Genomic DNA, 17000 nt, shown 5'->3' on the forward strand with positions numbered 1-17000 from the left:
GTGCCGCCACGGCGCGGGCGGATCGATTGGCGCGCCGGCCATCCACAAGACACTTCTCGCGAAACGACGAGGAGACATTGGAGACACCATGGAGCTTTCCGTCATCGAATCGGTCACGGCGCGCCGTGACTACCAGCAGCTCGTGCGCGCACGGCGCCGCTTCAGCTTCACGCTCACGGCACTGATGATCGCCACGTACTACGGCTTCATCCTGCTCGTCGCGCTCGCGCCGCACGTGCTTGCGGCGCCGCTGTACCGCGGCGCGACGACCACGGTCGGGATCGCCGCGGGCGTCGCGATCATCCTGGTCGCGATCGGCCTGACCGCGTGCTACGTGCTGCGCGCGAACCGTGCGTTCGACCGCCGCGTCGACGCGATCCTGCAGCGTTCGTGACGGAGGCCGACATGCGACGCACTTCGAGCGCGCTCGGCGCGCTGGCCGTTCTCGTTTCCTCCACCGTGCACGCGACCGGTGTCGCAGGCCCGATGCCCGACAAGGTCGAGCTGAACCCGGTGGCGATCGCGATGTTCTTCGCGTTCGTGTTCGCGACGCTCGCGCTCACGCGCTGGGCCGCGCGCCGCACGCGTTCGACGCGCGACTTCTACACGGCCGGCGGTGGCATCACCGGGCTGCAGAACGGGCTCGCGATCGCGGGCGACTACATGTCGGCCGCATCGTTCCTCGGGCTCTCCGGGATGGTGTTCATGTTCGGCTTCGACGGGCTGATCTACTCGATCGGCTTCCTGGTCGGCTGGCCGTTCGTGATGTTCCTGATCGCCGAGCCGCTGCGCAACCTCGGCAAGTTCACGTTCGTCGACGTGGTCGCGTACCGCTTCGCGCAGCGGCCGATCCGGCTCCTGACGTCCGCGAACGCGCTGACGATCGTCGTGCTGTACCTGGTCGTGCAGATGGTCGGCGCGGGCAAGCTGATCCAGCTGCTGTTCGGGCTGTCGTACGGCACGGCCGAGCTGATCGTCGGCGTGCTGATGGTCGTCTACGTGTTCTTCGGCGGAATGACCGCGACCACCTGGGTGCAGGTGATCAAGGCCGTGCTGCTGCTGTGCGGCGCAACGCTGGTCGCGTTGCTCGCGCTCGCCGAGTTCGGCTTCAGCGTCGATGAGATGTTCCGTCGCGCGGTGGCCGTGCATCCGGGCGCGCTGTCGATCATGGGGCCCGGCAAGCTGATCCGCGATCCGGCCAACGCGCTGTCGCTCGGCATCGCGCTGATGTTCGGCACGGCCGGCTTCCCGCACATCCTGATGCGCTTCTTCACGGTGCCGAACGCGAAGGAAGCGCGCAAGTCGGTGCTCTACGCGACCGGCTTCATCGGCTATTTCTATCTGCTGACGTTCGTGATCGGCTTCTCGGCGATCGTGCTGCTCGCGCAGCATCCGGAATTCTTCCGGCTCGGCGCGAACGGCACCTTCAACCTGACGCACGACCTGCTCGGCGGCTCGAACATCGTCGCGGTGAAGCTCGCGCAGGCGGTCGGCGGCAACTGGTTCTACGGCTTCATCGCGGCCGTCACGTTCGCGACGATCCTCGCGGTGGTCGCCGGGCTGACGCTTGCCGGCGCGACCACGATCTCGCACGACCTGTATGCGCAGATGTGGGCGCGCGGCAAGCCCGACGAGCGGCTGGAAATGCGCATCTCGCGCGCGGCGACGATCGGCTTGTCCGCGGTCGCGATCGCGCTGTCGATCCTGTTCGAGCACGTCAACGTCGCGTTCATGGTCGGCCTCGTCGCGGCGGTGGCCGCCAGCGCCAATTTCCCGGTGCTCGTGATGTCGATCTTCTGGCGCGGGATGACGACGCGCGGCGCGGTGCTCGGCGGCGGCCTCGGCCTCGCGTCGGCGGTGGCGCTGACGGTGCTGTCGAAGTCGGTGTGGGTCGACGTGCTGCACCACGCGCACGCGCCGGTGTTCCTCGACAACCCGGCGCTCGTGTCGGTGCCGCTCGCGTTCGTCGGGATCGTCGTCGGCTCGTTCGCGGACCGCGACGAGCGCGCGCGTCGCGAGCGCGACGCGTTCGCGCAGCAGGAGTTCTATGCGCAGACGGGCGTGCTGGCCGGTGAAGCCGTGCAGCATTGATTCGTCTGATGAAACGATCGCTCCGTCCGGATCGCCGGACGGATATTTTCCGGAAATCCGGAATCCCGGATTTCCTTGCCTGCCGCATTATGAGAAATACAATGAAAACAACGGCTTGAGGGGTTCCGGAAACCTGGCATCGACCTTGCAATATGAAAAGCACGGCCATCCCCCCGGCCTGACTATTAAACCAAGGAGACAATCGATGACCAATGCCTTCCTCCCCCTCCGGATGTCCTGAGGCATCGCTTGTTGCGGCACGGCAGCCGCGCGGGCGAATGCCTTCTCCCCTGAGACATTCGCCTGCGCGCGTGACGCCGTTTCCACCGGCTCATCTACTTCAGCAGGAACCATCGTGAAGAAGAAACCCTTCTACAAAGTGCTCTATGTGCAGGTGATCTTCGCCATCATCGTCGGCGTGATCCTCGGCCACTTCTATCCGTCGCTCGCCACCGAGATGAAACCGCTCGGCGACGGCTTCATCAAGCTGATCAAGATGGTGATCGGACCGATCATCTTCTGTACGGTCGTCACCGGCATCGCCGGCATGGAGGACATGAAGAAGGTCGGCCGCGTCGGCGGCAAGGCGCTGCTGTACTTCGAGATCGTGTCGACCTTCGCGCTGCTGCTCGGCCTCGCGGCCACGCACATCCTGCGTCCCGGCGTCGGCTTCAACATCGATCCGGCGACGCTGAACGGCAAGGAAGTCGCATCGTACGCGGCGAAGGCGCACGGGCAGTCGACGGTCGACTTCCTGATGCACATCATCCCGAACACGATGGTCGATGCGTTCGCGCAGGGTGAAATCCTGCAGATCCTGCTGATCGCGCTGCTGTTCGGCAGCGTGCTCGCGCACCTCGGCGAGCGCGGCAAGGTCGTGACCGACTTCATCGACGGCCTCACGCGCGTGCTGTTCGGCATCGTGCACATCGTCACGAAGCTGGCGCCGATCGGCGCGTTCGGCGCGATGGCGTTCACGATCGGCAAGTACGGCGTCGGCTCGCTGGTGCCGCTGCTCAAGCTGATCGGCACGTTCTACCTGACGTCGGTCGTGTTCGTGCTGGTCGTGCTCGGCGCGATCGCGCGCTTCACGGGCTTCTCGATCATCCGCTTCGTGTCGTACATCAAGGAAGAGCTGCTGATCGTGCTCGGCACGAGCTCGTCGGAAGCCGCGCTGCCGCAACTGATGGAAAAGCTCGAGAAGGCCGGCTGCTCGCGTTCGGTCGTCGGCCTCGTCGTGCCGACCGGCTATTCGTTCAACCTCGACGGCACCAACATCTACATGACGATGGCCGTGCTGTTCATCGCGCAGGCGACCAACATCGAACTGACGTGGATGCAGCAGCTCACGCTGCTCGCGGTCGCGATGCTGACGTCGAAGGGCGCGAGCGGCGTCACGGGCGCGGGCTTCATCACGCTCGCCGCGACGCTCGCCGTCGTGCCGACGATCCCGCTGTCGGGCATGGTGCTGATCCTCGGCATCGACCGCTTCATGAGCGAATGCCGCGCGCTGACCAACATCGTCGGCAACGGCGTCGCGACGGTCGTCGTGTCGGCCTGGGAGAAGGAACTCGACCGCAACAAGCTGCGCCAGGCGCTGAAGGGCGGCGGCGAGGTCACGCCGACCGAGACGGCCGGCGTCTGACGTCATGAAGGAGCAGGCGGCGGCACCGCCCGCGGGCGGTGCGCCGCGCGGCGGCCGGGGCAGCGACGAGGCGCCCTATGACACAATAGGCGATCCGCATCGCCAGGAAGTCACGTCCGTGAAGCGCCGCCTGCTCATCCTCGTCGTGCTTGCCGCCGCGCTCGCGGCGGCGTGCGCGCTGACGTGGACCATCACGTGGCAGCGCGGCGTCGCCGAGCTGCAGCGCAACGCCGCGGTGCGGGTCGACCGCACCACCAACGCGCTCAAGAGCACGCTCGACCGCTACGAATCGCTGCCTTATCTGCTCGGCAGCCATCCGTACGTGCTGGACCTGCTCGCCGAGCCGAAGCGCGCCGATTTCACCGCGCGCGCGAACCGCTATCTCGAAGACCTCAACGAACACGCGCACGCGACCGTCACCTACGTGATCGGCGCGGACGGCCTGTGCGTCGCCGCCAGCAACTGGCGCGCGCCGGACAGCTTCGTCGGGACCGGATACCAGTTTCGTCCGTATTTCATCGACGCGATGAACGGCCGGGTCGGCCGCTTCTTCGCGATCGGCACGATCTCGCGCGACCCCGGCTACTACATCTCGCAGCCGGTGTGGCGCGACGGCAGGATCGCGGGCGTCGTCGTCGTGAAGCTCAATCTCGAATGGTTCCAGGGCGCCGATGCGTCCGAGCCGCTCGTCGTCGCGGACGATCACGGCGTCGTGTTCCTGTCGTCCGTGCCCGCCTGGAAGTACCACACGCTGCATCCGCTGACGGGGCCCGTCGCCGCGTCGATCTACGAGACGCGCCAGTACGCGCAGCAGCCCGTCACGCCGCTGCCGCTGCGCGTCGAGCAGGTGCTCGGCGCCGATGCGGAGATCGTGCGCCTCGGTGCGGCCGGCGTAGGCCCTGGCCTGCGCGCGCCGCGTTTCCTCGCCAGCAAGCGGCGGATCGGCGAGCCCGACTGGCTGCTCGTCACGCTCGCGCCGATCGCGCCCATCGACGCCGACGCGCGCAACGCGACGATCGTCACGGGCTTCGGCTTCGTGTCGGTCGCGTTGCTCGCGTTCTACTGGCGCATGCGCCGCGCGCGCGTGCGCGAGATGATCCGCGGCCGCGCGCTGCTGCAGCAGGCGTATGCGGAGCTGAACCGGCGCGTCGAGGAGCGCACGGCCGACCTGTCGGAAGCGAACGAGCAATTGCAGAAGGAAGTCGGCGACCGGATCCGCGCGGAGCAGGAATTGCGCGCCGCGCACGACGAACTGATCCAGGCGAGCAAGCTCGCCGCGCTCGGCCAGATGGCGGCCGGCATCACGCATGAACTGAACCAGCCGCTCGCGGCGTTGCGCAGCTTCTCGGACAACACGCGCGTGCTGCTCGATCGCGGCGAGCAGGCGGCCGCGCGCGAGAACCTCGAGGCGATCGCCGCGCTGACCGAGCGGATGGGCAAGATCACCAACCAGCTTAAGCTGTTCGTCGGCCGCGCGAAGCCGCGGAACGAACAGGCGCTCGTCGTGCGCGCGCTGCGCAGCGTGCTGTCGCTGCTCGGCGACCGGCTGCGCGGCGTCGCGCTCACGCTGACGCTGCAGGATGCGACGGTGTCGTCCGCGCAGGATGCGCCACTCGACCTGGCGCGCGACTATCCGGAACTCGTCGCCCGCTGCGAGGACCTGCGCCTCGAACAGGTGCTGATCAACCTGCTCGGCAACGCGCTCGACGCGGTCGCGGGCGTCGCCGCGCCGGCGATCGAAGTGACGATCGCGGTGTCGGTCGCGACGCTCGCGGTCGAGGTGCGCGACAACGGCTCCGGCATCGCGCCCGAGCTGCTGCCGCGGCTGTTCGAACCGTTCTTCACGACCAAGGAAATGGGGCGCGGGCTCGGGCTTGGGCTCGCGATCTCGTCGTCGATCGCGAGCGACGCGGGCGGCGCGCTGACCGCGCGCAATGCGCCGTCCGGCGGCGCGCTGTTCGTCTTGACGCTGCGACGCGCGCGCACGCATCATCCGGACGCCGTGTCCGAGCCGGCGGGCTCGCGCTAGGCACCGCACGACCGCATCAACGAGAGCCGCGCGCACCACCGCCGCGCGGTCTGTCAGGAGCAAGTGACTACGATGGCCAACCGGCTGCAAGTGATCTATATCGAAGACGATGCGCTCGTTCGCCGGGCGAGCGTGCAGAGCCTCCAGCTCGCCGGGTTCGACGTCGTCGGGTTCGAATCGGCCGAGGCGGCCGACAAGGCGATCGTCGCGGAAACCGCCGGCGCGATCGTCAGCGACATCCGGCTGCCCGGCGCAAGCGGGCTCGACCTGCTCGCGCAGTGCCGCGAGCGCGTACCCGATGTGCCCGTGATCCTCGTCACCGGCCACGGCGACATCTCGATGGCCGTGCAGGCGATGCGCGACGGCGCGTACGACTTCATCGAAAAGCCGTTCGCGGCCGAGCGGCTGATCGAGACGGTGCGCCGCGCGCTCGAGCGGCGCGAGCTCGTGCTCGAGAACCATGCGCTGCGGCGCGAGCTGGCAGGCCAGAACATCGTCGCGCCGCGCATCATCGGCCGCAGTCCGGCGATCGAACAGGTGCGCAAGCTGATCGCGAACGTCGCGCCCACCGACGCATCGGTGCTGATCAACGGCGACACGGGCGCCGGCAAGGAACTGATCGCGCGCAGCCTGCACGAGCTGTCGCCGCGCCGCGACAAGCCGTTCATCGCGGTGAACTGCGGCGCGCTGCCCGAGCCGATGTTCGAGTCGGAGATGTTCGGCTACGAGCCCGGCGCGTTCACCGGCGCCGCGAAGCGCCGCGTCGGCAAGCTCGAATATGCGTCCGGCGGCACGCTGTTCCTCGACGAAATCGAAAGCATGCCGCTCGCGCTGCAGGTGAAGCTCCTGCGCGTGCTGCAGGACGGCGTGCTCGAGCGGCTCGGCTCGAATCAGCCGATCCGCGTGAACTGCCGCGTCGTCGCGGCCGCGAAAGGCGACATGAGCGAACTCGTCGCGGCCGGCACGTTCCGGCGCGACCTGCTGTACCGGCTCAACGTCGTGACGATCGCGCTGCCGCCGCTCGCCGAGCGCCGCGAGGACATCGTGCCGCTATTCGAGCACTTCATGCTCGACGCGGCCGTGCGCTACGGGCGGCCGGCCCCCGTGCTGACCGACCGGCAGCGCGCGAGCCTGATGCAGCGCGACTGGCCCGGCAACGTGCGCGAGCTGCGCAACGCGGCCGACCGCTTCGTGCTCGGCGTCGCCGACATGCCGCAGGAAGGCGGCGCGAACGGCGGCGACGCGGAAAGCGACCAGACGCTGAAGGAGCGCATCGAGCAGTTCGAGCGCGCGGTGATTGCCGAGGCGTTGAACCAGACGGGCGGCGCGGTTGCCGCGACCGCCGACCGGCTGCATGTCGGCAAGGCGACGCTGTACGAGAAGATGAAGCGCTACGGGCTGTCGGCGAAAGGCGAAACCGAGCGCTGAAAAAGAGACGGACCGCGGAACCGGGCTGGCCGGTCGTGCGGTCCGTCATGTGGAGCAGGGCGCGGCGGGCGGCCCTGCGCGTCGTGTCGTGCGGAGGCGGCGCTCAGGCCGCGTTGCCGTCGAGCGCCTTCTTGAGCAGCGCGTCGAGTTCGGCGAATTGCGGGGCGCCGACGTAGCGCTTCAGGATCTTGCCGTCCTTGTCGACGACGAAGGTGGTCGGCGTGAGCTGCACGTTGCCGAACTGCTTCGCGACGCTGCCGTCGTCGAGTGCGACCTTGAACGGCAGCTGGCGCGTCTGCGCATAGTTCGCGACGTACATCGGCGGATCGTAGTTCATCGCGACCGCGACGAACTCCAGCCCCTGACCCTTGAAGCGATTGTAGGTATCGACCATCTGCGGCATTTCCTGCATGCAGGTCGCGCAGCTCGTCGCCCAGAAGTTCACGAGGTAGACCTTGCCCTTCAGGTCGCCAGCCGTCGACACCTTCTGACCGGACAGCAGCGTGAACGTGGCGTCCGGCACGGTGGACTTGCCGTTGAACGCGAAGAAGCCGGCAACGGCGATGGCCGCGACGACGACGGCCGCGACGATATAGCGGGCGGGGCCGGTGCGGCGCTGGGCGGGAGGCGTGGTGTTCATCTGCGGTGCTCTCGGAGTCGGTCGATGACGCGGGTCGATGCAAAGGACGTCGAAATTCGGCGGTTATTTTAGCGCGAATGCGGCGCACGCACCGGCGGCCGCCACACATCCCGGGTGTCGGCTTCGGCGGATAATGGGCCTTTTGCCTGTCCCCATCACTGCCATGCCGAAGGAAGTCATCGATTCGTTGCGCCCCCTTTTTCGTCCGCTGCGACACTTCGCCGCGCTCGCGTGCGTGAGCGCGGCGCTGGCCGCGTGCTCGCCGTCATATGACTGGCGTACGCTGCACAACGACGCCGGCTACACGATCGACCTGCCGGCGAAGCCGACCGTCGAGAACCAGCCGGTGGCGGTCGGCGGCGCGTCGATGCCGATGCGGATGCAGGCCGCGCACGTCGACGGCGCGGTATTCGCGGTCGGCACGCTGACGCTGCCCGACGACCGCGACGACACGCGCCGCGCGGCGCTCGAGTTCCTGCGTTCCGGGCTGTCGCGCAATCTCGAAGGCGTGCCGCAGACGGCCTCGGTGCCGGTGCCGCTCGCGGCCGGCGGCGCGGTGAACGGGCTCGAGCTGCGCATCGCGGGTGCGGCGAGCGGCGGCGACCGCTCGCGCAAGACGATCGTCGCGCGGCTCGTGGCGCGCGGCCGGCACGCGTACCAGGCCGTCGCGATCGCCGACGGGCCGCTCGCGCAGGAGCAGCTCGACCAGTTTTTCGGCTCGTTCAAACTCGACTGAACAGCGGCCGGCGAGGGTGCTCAGACACTTCATGACAATTGAAAGTTCATTCGCAGCTTTCGACGCTAATCGCCGGATTTTGCGGGGATTTTTCGACTATCCACAGCGCATGTGGATAACTTTGTTGAAAAGTTGACCGAATCGCCCGCAAAGCCGCGCCGGACGGCCTTCCGGCGCATTTGACGGTTGGCCATCCATTTCGGAAAAATCAATAAAAACAAAGGGATACGAATCTCATGACGAAGAGGTGCCCGCGCCGGGTGATCAGGGGCCGGATTCGTGAAATTGTGCATAAGTCAAGTCTTGACAGTCATATTTTGTCCTCCGCGGGCATTCACAGCGCCGTGAGCGCACGCCGGTAGCGGATCGCCTCGGCGATCTGCGCGGCCGTCGGCAACGGATCGCCGGCCAGGTCGGCGATCGTCCGTGCGACCTTCAACACGCGGAAATACGCACGTGCCGACCAGCCGAAGCGCTCGCCGGCCTCGCGCAGCAGCCGCTCGCCGTCGTCGGTCGGCCGGCACAGGTCGTCGGTCTCGCGCCCGCTCAGCATGTGATTGGTCTTGCCCTGCCGGTCGAGCTGCAGCGCACGCGCCCGGGCGACCCGCGCGGCGACCGCGGTGCTCGGCTCGCCGGGCGCCGTCGCGCGCGACGCGAGTTCGGCCGGCGATAGCGCGGGCAGGTCGATCTGGATGTCGATGCGGTCGAGCAACGGCCCCGACAGCTTGCGCAGATAGCGCGTGGCGAGCTCAGGGGTGCAGCGGCAGCGCCCGGACGGATCGCCATGCCAGCCGCACGGGCACGGATTCATCGCGGCGATCAGCTGGCACGCGGCAGGGAAGTCGGCCTGCTGCGCCGCGCGCGAGATCGTGATGCGGCCGACTTCCAGCGGCTCGCGCAGCATCTCCAGCACGTGCCGGTCGAATTCGGGTAACTCGTCGAGAAACAGTACGCCGAGGTGCGCGAGCGTGATCTCGCCCGGCTGCGGCGGGTTGCGGCCGCCGACCAGCGCGGCGGCGCTCGACGAGTGGTGCGGCGCGCGGAACGGGCGCCGCCGCCAGTGCGCGGGCGAGAAGCCGATGCGGCTTGCGGAAAGGAGCGCGGCCGACGCCAGCGCCTCGTCGTCGGTCAGCGGCGGCAGGAGGCCGGGCAGGCGCGCGGCGAGCATCGACTTGCCGGCGCCGGGCGGCCCGATCATCAGCATGTGGTGCCCGCCCGCGGCGGCGACTTCGAGCGCGCGCCGGGCGCCGCGCTGGCCGACGACGTCCGCGAGATCGGGGGCCGCCGGCGCCGGCACGCCGTCGAGGCCGGGCGCCTCGACCGGTGCGAGCCGCGCATCCGGCGTACCGGCCAGGTGCGCGCACAGCGCGGGCAGGTCGGGCGCGCCGAACACGGTGACACCGGGCACCAGCGCGGCCTCGGCCGCGCTGTCGAGCGGCAGGTACAGCTCGGGCGGACGGGCTGCGGCCGCCGGCCCGGACGGCGCGACGGCCGCGGCGCGAGACCCGAAGCCCGCGCCGGGCCCCGCGGCGGCGGGCCCGAAGCCGGATCCGGTCTGCGCGGCGCAGGACCCGAAGCCCGCTCCAGTCGCCGCGACGCGCCAGTCCCGTGCCGCGCCGCACGCCATCGCGAACGCGCCCCGCATCGGCCGCAGCGCGCCGGTCAGCGACAGTTCGCCCGCGAATTCGCGGCCGGCCAGCGCGTCGGCCGGGAGCTGGCCGTTCGCTGCGAGGATGCCGAGCGCGATCGGCAGGTCGAAGCGGCCGGACTCCTTCGGCAGGTCGGCCGGCGCGAGATTGACGGTGATGCGCCTGACGGGGAAGTCGAATCCGCAGTTCTGCAGCGCGGCGCGCACGCGCTCGCGGCTTTCGCGGACTTCGAGATCGGGCAGGCCGACGATCGAGAACGACGGCAATCCGTTGGCAAGATGGACTTCGACGGTGACGTCCGGCGCGCGGCCGGCCGCCGGCGCGCGACTGCGCACCACGGCGAGCGACATGGCGAGGCTCCTTTAAATGAATCGGACGGGCAACGGCCATTCGGGCCGCATGCCGCGGGAATCGGAGGAATCGGTGCGCGCTTGCCGGCGTGGCGCGGAAAAGAACGAGGAACGACGAACAGCGAAGCGCTACAAACAGCGAAGAGCGAAGAGCGAAGAGCGAAGAGCGAAGAGCGAAGAGCGAGGAACAGCGAAGAGCGAGGAACAGCGAAGAGCGGGGGATTGCGAGGAACGACGGAACGGCTGACCGGCCGACTTCGGATGTCAGGCGCGGGCCGCACGAGGCGGCCCGCGCCCGGACCTGTCGGTCGGGTTGGGCGTCAGGCCTGGGACGCTGCGAGCTTCTGCTCGAGTTCCGCGACGCGCTTCTCGAGTTCCTCGAGACGCACGCGGGTGCGGGCGAGCACCTGTGCCTGCGTGTCGAACTCCTCGCGCGTGACGAGATCGAGCTTCGAGAAGCCTTGCGACAGCATGGCCTTCACGTTGCGCTCGACATCCTTGGCCGGCGAGTTTTTCAGCAGGTCGCTGACGCGCGACTGCAGGTCGTTGAAAACATCGCTGGGTTGCTTCATGAGATTTCCTTCCTTGCACAAAAAGTGTGCATCTTCAGTTGCGTACGTGCCCATGATGCACGCATGACCGGAAATGGTGCGCGCGCGGCGCGAATTCCGGGCATGGCGCCCGCATGGGTGAATGGCCCGGAGATCCGGGACGTGCGTGCACTCTAGCAATGATCCTTTCGGCGCGCCAGCAAACCTGGGCCACGTTGGCCATTCGGCCGGGCTTCCGCATCTTTCCGTACCTTTCAGCACCCGATGCAACCCCGTCTCGGAGCCGTTCGAGGCGGTGCTCGCGCGAACATGGCATGCGAGTTGCTGAGGAGAGACGGTCACACCATTCCAACCAATTCGACGGGATCAACCTGCGAGAGGACTCCATGAAACTGATTACCGCAATCATCAAGCCGTTCAAGCTCGATGAGACGCGCGAAGCGCTCTCCGCGCTCGGCGTCTCGGGCATCACGGTCACTGAGGTGAAAGGGTTCGGGCGCCAGAAGGGGCACACCGAGCTGTACCGGGGCGCCGAATACGTGGTCGATTTCCTGCCGAAGATGAAGATCGAGGCGGCCGTGTCCGACGATCTCGTCGACCAGGCGGTCGAGGCGATCGAGCGTGCGGCCCGCACCGGCAAGATCGGCGACGGAAAGATCTTCGTCACGCCGATCGAGCAAGTGATCCGGATCAGGACCGGGGAGACCGGCGCAGACGCGCTGTAACAGACCAAGACAAGCGACAAGAGGAAACCCGAGATGCGCAAACTTCTGATGTCCCTGCTGATGGCTGGCTCGCTGATCGCGGCTGGCGTCGGTCCCGCGCTCGCCGACGACGCGGCCTCCGCCGCGGCAGCGTCCGCGCCCGCCGCCACGGCGTCCGATGCATCGGCAGCCGCGGCTCCCGCCGCTTCGGCGCCGGCCGCCACCGACGCATCGGCACCTGCCGCTGCCGCCGCACCCGCTTCGGGCGCCGCCTCCGACGCATCGGCCGCCGCCGCCGCGTCCGCGCCGGCCGCACCCGCCGCGCCGACCGAGCCGTTCTCCGTCGATTCGTCGAAGATCAGTGCCGGCGACACCGCGTGGATGCTGACGTCCACCGCGCTCGTGCTGTTCATGACGATCCCCGGCCTCGCACTGTTCTATGCGGGCATGGTCCGCAAGAAGAACGTGCTCGCGACCGTGATGCAGAGCTTCGCGATCACCGCCGCGATCACGGTGCTGTGGACGGTGGTGGGCTACAGCCTCGCGTTCACGCCGGGCAACGGCTTCATCGGCGGCCTGTCGCGCGTGTTCCTGCACGGCATGAACTACATCAAGGGCGACAAGGCGACCACGCTGACCGTCAGCCATCTCGCGACGACGATTCCGGAATCGGTCTACTTCGTCTACCAGATGACGTTCGCGATCATCACGCCGGCGCTGATCTGCGGCGCGTTCGCTGATCGCATGAAGTTCTCGGCGATGCTCGTGTTCATGACGCTCTGGTCGCTGATCGTCTATGTGCCGATCGCGCACATGGTGTGGGAGCCGACCGGCTGGCTGTCGGCCGACGGCGTGCTCGACTTCGCGGGCGGCACGGTGGTGCACATCAACGCCGGTATCGCAGGCCTCGTGTCGTGCCTCGTGCTCGGCAAGCGCGTCGGCTACGGCCGCGAATCGATGGCGCCGCACAACCTGGTGCTGACGATGATCGGTGGCTCGATGCTGTGGGTCGGCTGGTTCGGCTTCAACGCGGGCTCCGCGGTCGCGGCCGACGGCCGTGCCGGCTTCGCGATGCTGACCACGCAAGTGGCGACCGCCTGCGCGGCGCTCGGCTGGATGTTTGCGGAATGGGTCGCGAAGGGCAAGCCGTCGGTGCTCGGCATCGTGTCGGGCGCGGTCGCGGGTCTCGTGGCGATCACGCCGGCTGCCGGCTTCGTCGGCGTCGCCGGTGCGCTCGTGATCGGTATCGCGGCGGGCGTGATCTGCTTCTGGTCGGCCACGTGGCTCAAGTCGAAGCTCGGCTACGACGATTCGCTCGACGCGTTCGGCGTGCACGGCATTGGCGGGATTCTCGGCGCGCTGCTGACGGGCGTGTTCGCGGTCAAGGACATCGGCGGCGCCGACGGCAGCCTGCTGCTGCAGGCGAAGGGCGTGCTGATCACGCTGGTCTACAGCGGCGTGCTGAGCTTCGTGCTGCTGAAGCTGATCGACCTGACGATTGGCCTGCGCGTGTCCGAAGAGGAAGAGCGCGAGGGCCTCGACGTGATCCTGCACGGCGAACATGTCGAATAAGTCACAAGGATGACGGCGGGCCGCCGCGCAGACGGCGCCCGCCACGAATGAGCGCAGCGACTTCGGCCCGCCACCCGGCGGGCTTTTTTTCTCCTGCCGCGTGCTGCCGTAGCGCATAACCCTTCACGCTATCGGGTCAATAGCCGAAAACTTCCTCCATATCCTTGTGAAGCCGGGAACAATCCCCAAATGGGCAAGGCAATTGCTCTACAATCTTCATTCTCCCGCTCGCGAGTGATTCATGGTTCCCCACCTCGTTACCGCGTTGAACGGTCCGCTGCTCGAGCTCGAGCAGAAGATCCTCGACGCGACGCCTGCGATCGAACGCTGGTTCAGGCTCGAATGGCAGGAACACACCCCGCCGTTCTATTGTTCGGTGGACCTGCGCAACGCCGGTTTCAAGCTGGCGCCCGTCGACGCGAACCTGTTCCCCGGCGCGTTCAATAATCTGCCGTCCGAAGTGCTGCCGCTCGCCGTCCAGGCCGCGATGGCCGCGATCGAGAAGATCTGCCCGGACGCGAAGAACCTGCTCGTGATTCCGGAGCTGCCGACCCGCAACGCGTTCTACCTGGAAAACGTCGCGCGGCTCGCGACGATCATGCGCCAGGCCGGCCTGAACGTGCGCTTCGGCTCGCTCGACCCGAGCATCACCGACATGACGCCGATCACGCTGGCCGACGGCCAGAAGATCGTGCTCGAACCGCTCGAGCGTTCGCAGCGCCGCCTCGGCCTGAAGAATTTCGATCCGTGCTCGATCCTGCTGAACAACGACCTGTCGGCCGGGATTCCCGCCGTGCTGGAGAACCTGCACGAGCAGTACCTGCTGCCGCCGTTGCACGCGGGCTGGGCCGTGCGCCGCAAGTCGACGCACTTCTCGTGCTACGACGACGTCGCGAAGAAGTTCGCGAAGATGGTCGGCGTCGATCCGTGGATGGTGAATCCGTATTTCGCGCACGTCGAAGGCGTCGACTGGCAGGCGCATGAAGGCGAGCAGGCGCTCGCCGACGCGATCGACGGCGTGCTGAAGAAGATCGCGCGCAAGTACCGCGAATACGGCATCAGCGAAAAGCCATACGTCGTCGTGAAGGCCGACGCGGGCACCGCCGGGCGCGGCGTGATGACCGTGCACGACGCGGCCGAGATCGGCCGCATGTCGAAGGCCGAGCGCGCGCAGATGGCCGAGTCGAAGGCCGGGCTCGCGGTGCGCGACGTGATCGTCCAGGAAGGCGTCTACACGTTCGAGCGCGTCGGCGACGAAGTGGCCGAGCCGGTCGTGTACATGATCGACCGCTACGTGGTCGGCGGTTTCTACCGCACGCACGGCGGCCGCGAGCGCGACCAGAACCTGAACGCGCCCGGCATGCACTACGTGCCGCTCGGCTTCGAGCACACCGCGCTGCCGGATGCCGGCGCGAAGCCGGGCGCCGCGCCGCCGAACCGTTTCTACATGTATGGCGTCGTCGCGCGCCTGTCGCTGATCGCGTCGTCGATCGAACTGGAAAAGACCGATCCCGAAGCCATCCAGGTGTAACGGCTTCGCTACGTACAGGACCCGCATGGACATTCTCTTTATCGCCGACCCGCTCGAGCGCTTCAAGATCTACAAGGATTCGACCTACGCGATGATGGCGGAGGCCGCGCGGCGCGGGCATGCGGTGTACGCGTGCCAGCCGCACCAGCTCGCATGGACGGGCTCGGGCGTCGAGGCGGACGTGCAGCGCGTGACGATCGTCGGCGACACGGTCGACCTGCATCGCCATCCGTGGTTCGAGGCGGCCGCGCACGAATCGCGTCAGCTGACGTCGTTCGGCGCGGTGCTGATGCGCAAGGATCCGCCGTTCGACATGGAATACGTGACGGCCACCTGGATGCTCGAGCTTGCCGAACGGGCGGGCGCGCGCGTGTTCAACAAGCCCCAGTCGATCCGCGATCACTCGGAGAAGCTCGCGATCGGCGAGTTTCCGCAGTTCGTCGCGCCGACGCTCGTCACGCGCGACGCCGCGCGCTTGCGTGCGTTCCATGCCGAGCATGGCGACGTGATCGTGAAGCCGCTCGACGGCATGGGCGGGATGGGCGTGTTCCGCGTGAAGGCCGACGGGATGAATCTCGGCGCGATCATCGAGATGCTCGGCCACGACGGCACGCGCTCGCTGATGATCCAGAAGTTCATTCCGGAGATCACGGCGGGCGACAAGCGCATTCTGCTGATCGCCGGCGAGCCGGTGCCGTATTCGCTCGCGCGGATTCCGCAGGGCAGCGAGGTGCGCGGCAATCTCGCCGCGGGCGGGCTCGGCGTCGCGCAGCCGCTGACGCCGCGCGACCGCGAGATCGCCGCGACGCTCGGGCCGGTGCTCGCCGCGCGCGGGCTGCTGCTGGTCGGGCTCGACGCGATCGGCGACTGGCTGACCGAGGTGAACGTGACGAGCCCGACGTGCTTCCGCGAAATCATGGAGCAGACGGGTTTCGACGTCGCCGCGATGTTCATCGACGCGCTGGAGCGGGCGGCCGCATAGCCCGCTTTCCGCGCAAGCCCGGCGGCGGCCGCGCAGGCCCCCCGTCGCCGGAGCGGTTCGACCGGCCTGCTACAATGCCCGCTTGCCCGGTGCCGCGACCAGCGCGCCGAAGGCCCGGCGGTCGGGCCGAAACCGTTGCAAGGCTGAACATGAAACGTTTCCCATACTCGCTATGCTCGTTGCCCCGCTGCGGGGCGTCGGCCCGCCAAGGGCGGCCGGGGGCAGTCTGACATGGCCGGGATTCTGATCATCGCGCACGCGCCGCTCGCCACCGCGCTGCGGGACTGCATCGCGCACATCTACGGCGGCGTGCCCGCGCGCATCGGCTGTATCGACGTGCTGGCGGACAGCGACCCGACCCAGGTGATGGCGTTCGCGCACGCGGAGCTCGCGCGGCTCAGGGAAGAGAACGGCGTCGTCGTGCTGACCGACATGTACGGCGCGACGCCCGCGAACATCGCGGGCCAGCTCGCGAAGCTCGACAACGTGCGCGTGCTGGCCGGCGTGAACCTGCCGATGCTGGTGCGCGCCGTCTGCTACCGTACCGTGCCGCTCGACAAGCTCGTCGACAAGGCGCTGTCCGGCGGCGCGAAGGGCGTCCACGAGGTGTCTGCCGGCACGCCGCCGCCGCCTTCGGAAACCGGCTGCGGCCAGTGCGCGCCGATTCCGCCCGAGCCGCAACCGCGCACCGAATCGCACTGACCGTCCCGTTTTCCGTTTTAGACCGACCCGCCGACGCACGTCGCCGGCGGCCTCGACCGACCCGACCGAGAATCATGCTTCAACAAGAAACCACCATCGTCAACAAATTGGGGCTCCATGCGCGCGCATCGGCCAAGCTTACGCAACTGGCCGGCAACTTCCAGTCGGAAGTCTGGATGACGCGCAACGGACGCAAGATCAACGCGAAAAGCATCATGGGCGTGATGATGCTCGCGGCGGGCATCGGCAGCAGCGTGACGATCGAGACCGAAGGTCCGGACGAGCGCGAGGCGATGGACGCGTTGCTCAAGCTGATCGCGGACAAGTTCGGCGAAGGTCAGTGATCGGGGGGGCTGCCCCGCGATCGTTGCCGTTTCGAAGCAGAATGCC

15 protein-coding genes are annotated in these 17000 nt (G+C 68.0%); 12 read left to right on the plus strand and 3 right to left on the minus strand.

What is annotated here, in order from left to right; translation table 11 throughout:
* Positions 1-88: 88 nt before the first annotated feature.
* The 5 genes from U4Z31_RS22345 to U4Z31_RS22365 all read left to right on the plus strand — a co-directional run bounded on the left by U4Z31_RS22345 (position 89) and on the right by U4Z31_RS22365 (position 7193).
* Entirely contained in the window at positions 89-394 is a 306-nt protein-coding gene (locus U4Z31_RS22345; protein WP_014895931.1) for a DUF485 domain-containing protein, read from the plus strand.
* A gap of 11 nt (positions 395-405) precedes the next feature.
* Complete coding sequence (actP, locus tag U4Z31_RS22350; RefSeq protein WP_321811398.1) at positions 406-2091, plus strand: cation/acetate symporter ActP; 1686 nt, start codon at positions 406-408, stop codon at positions 2089-2091.
* 355 nt (positions 2092-2446) lie between these two features.
* Entirely contained in the window at positions 2447-3736 is a 1290-nt protein-coding gene (locus U4Z31_RS22355; protein WP_044846742.1) for a dicarboxylate/amino acid:cation symporter, read from the plus strand.
* Between the two features lie 4 nt (positions 3737-3740).
* Positions 3741-5765, plus strand: coding sequence for a sensor histidine kinase (locus U4Z31_RS22360; RefSeq protein ID WP_321811399.1), 2025 nt, complete (start codon positions 3741-3743; stop codon positions 5763-5765).
* A 72-nt stretch (positions 5766-5837) separates the two neighbouring features.
* Positions 5838-7193 carry a sigma-54 dependent transcriptional regulator gene (locus U4Z31_RS22365; RefSeq protein ID WP_321811400.1) on the plus strand — a complete coding sequence of 452 codons (1356 nt, stop codon included), beginning with the start codon at positions 5838-5840 and terminating at the stop codon, positions 7191-7193.
* A 103-nt stretch (positions 7194-7296) separates the two neighbouring features.
* On the opposite strand, the gene U4Z31_RS22370 is transcribed toward U4Z31_RS22365, so the two are convergent.
* On the minus strand, positions 7297-7833 hold the full coding sequence (locus tag U4Z31_RS22370; protein WP_044846739.1) for a peroxiredoxin family protein: 537 nt from the start codon (positions 7831-7833) through the stop codon (positions 7297-7299).
* Positions 7834-7996: 163 nt separating this feature from the next.
* Here U4Z31_RS22370 and U4Z31_RS22375 point away from each other — a divergent pair, with 163 nt between their 5' ends.
* Entirely contained in the window at positions 7997-8569 is a 573-nt protein-coding gene (locus U4Z31_RS22375) for a hypothetical protein (protein ID WP_044846738.1), read from the plus strand.
* Positions 8570-8903: 334 nt separating this feature from the next.
* Here the strand turns inward: U4Z31_RS22375 and U4Z31_RS22380 are convergent, their stop codons facing one another.
* A complete protein-coding gene (locus tag U4Z31_RS22380; RefSeq protein ID WP_321811401.1) occupies positions 8904-10568 on the minus strand; it encodes a YifB family Mg chelatase-like AAA ATPase in 1665 nt (554 codons plus the stop codon).
* Between the two features lie 320 nt (positions 10569-10888).
* The gene (locus U4Z31_RS22385) at positions 10889-11140 is read right to left on the minus strand and encodes an accessory factor UbiK family protein (protein WP_006398174.1); all 252 of its coding nucleotides are present in this window, start codon (positions 11138-11140) and stop codon (positions 10889-10891) included.
* 365 nt (positions 11141-11505) lie between these two features.
* On the opposite strand from U4Z31_RS22385, the gene U4Z31_RS22390 reads away from it, so the two are divergent.
* The 6 genes from U4Z31_RS22390 to U4Z31_RS22415 all read left to right on the plus strand — a co-directional run bounded on the left by U4Z31_RS22390 (position 11506) and on the right by U4Z31_RS22415 (position 16954).
* On the plus strand, positions 11506-11844 hold the full coding sequence (locus U4Z31_RS22390; protein ID WP_006398175.1) for a P-II family nitrogen regulator: 339 nt from the start codon (positions 11506-11508) through the stop codon (positions 11842-11844).
* Positions 11845-11877: 33 nt separating this feature from the next.
* Complete coding sequence (locus U4Z31_RS22395) at positions 11878-13395, plus strand: ammonium transporter (protein ID WP_124486541.1); 1518 nt, start codon at positions 11878-11880, stop codon at positions 13393-13395.
* A 241-nt stretch (positions 13396-13636) separates the two neighbouring features.
* Positions 13637-14926 carry a glutamate--cysteine ligase gene (gene gshA, locus U4Z31_RS22400; RefSeq protein WP_044848231.1) on the plus strand — a complete coding sequence of 430 codons (1290 nt, stop codon included), beginning with the start codon at positions 13637-13639 and terminating at the stop codon, positions 14924-14926.
* A gap of 25 nt (positions 14927-14951) precedes the next feature.
* Complete coding sequence (gshB, locus tag U4Z31_RS22405; RefSeq protein ID WP_321811402.1) at positions 14952-15908, plus strand: glutathione synthase; 957 nt, start codon at positions 14952-14954, stop codon at positions 15906-15908.
* Between the two features lie 231 nt (positions 15909-16139).
* Positions 16140-16610 carry a PTS sugar transporter subunit IIA gene (locus U4Z31_RS22410; protein ID WP_044848229.1) on the plus strand — a complete coding sequence of 157 codons (471 nt, stop codon included), beginning with the start codon at positions 16140-16142 and terminating at the stop codon, positions 16608-16610.
* Positions 16611-16684: 74 nt separating this feature from the next.
* Positions 16685-16954 carry an HPr family phosphocarrier protein gene (locus U4Z31_RS22415; protein ID WP_006752075.1) on the plus strand — a complete coding sequence of 90 codons (270 nt, stop codon included), beginning with the start codon at positions 16685-16687 and terminating at the stop codon, positions 16952-16954.
* Positions 16955-17000: the final 46 nt, after the last annotated feature.

Origin of the sequence: Burkholderia sp. BCC1985, assembly GCF_905339915.1 — a bacterium.
In the GTDB taxonomy this organism is placed as follows: Bacteria; Pseudomonadota; Gammaproteobacteria; order Burkholderiales; family Burkholderiaceae; genus Burkholderia.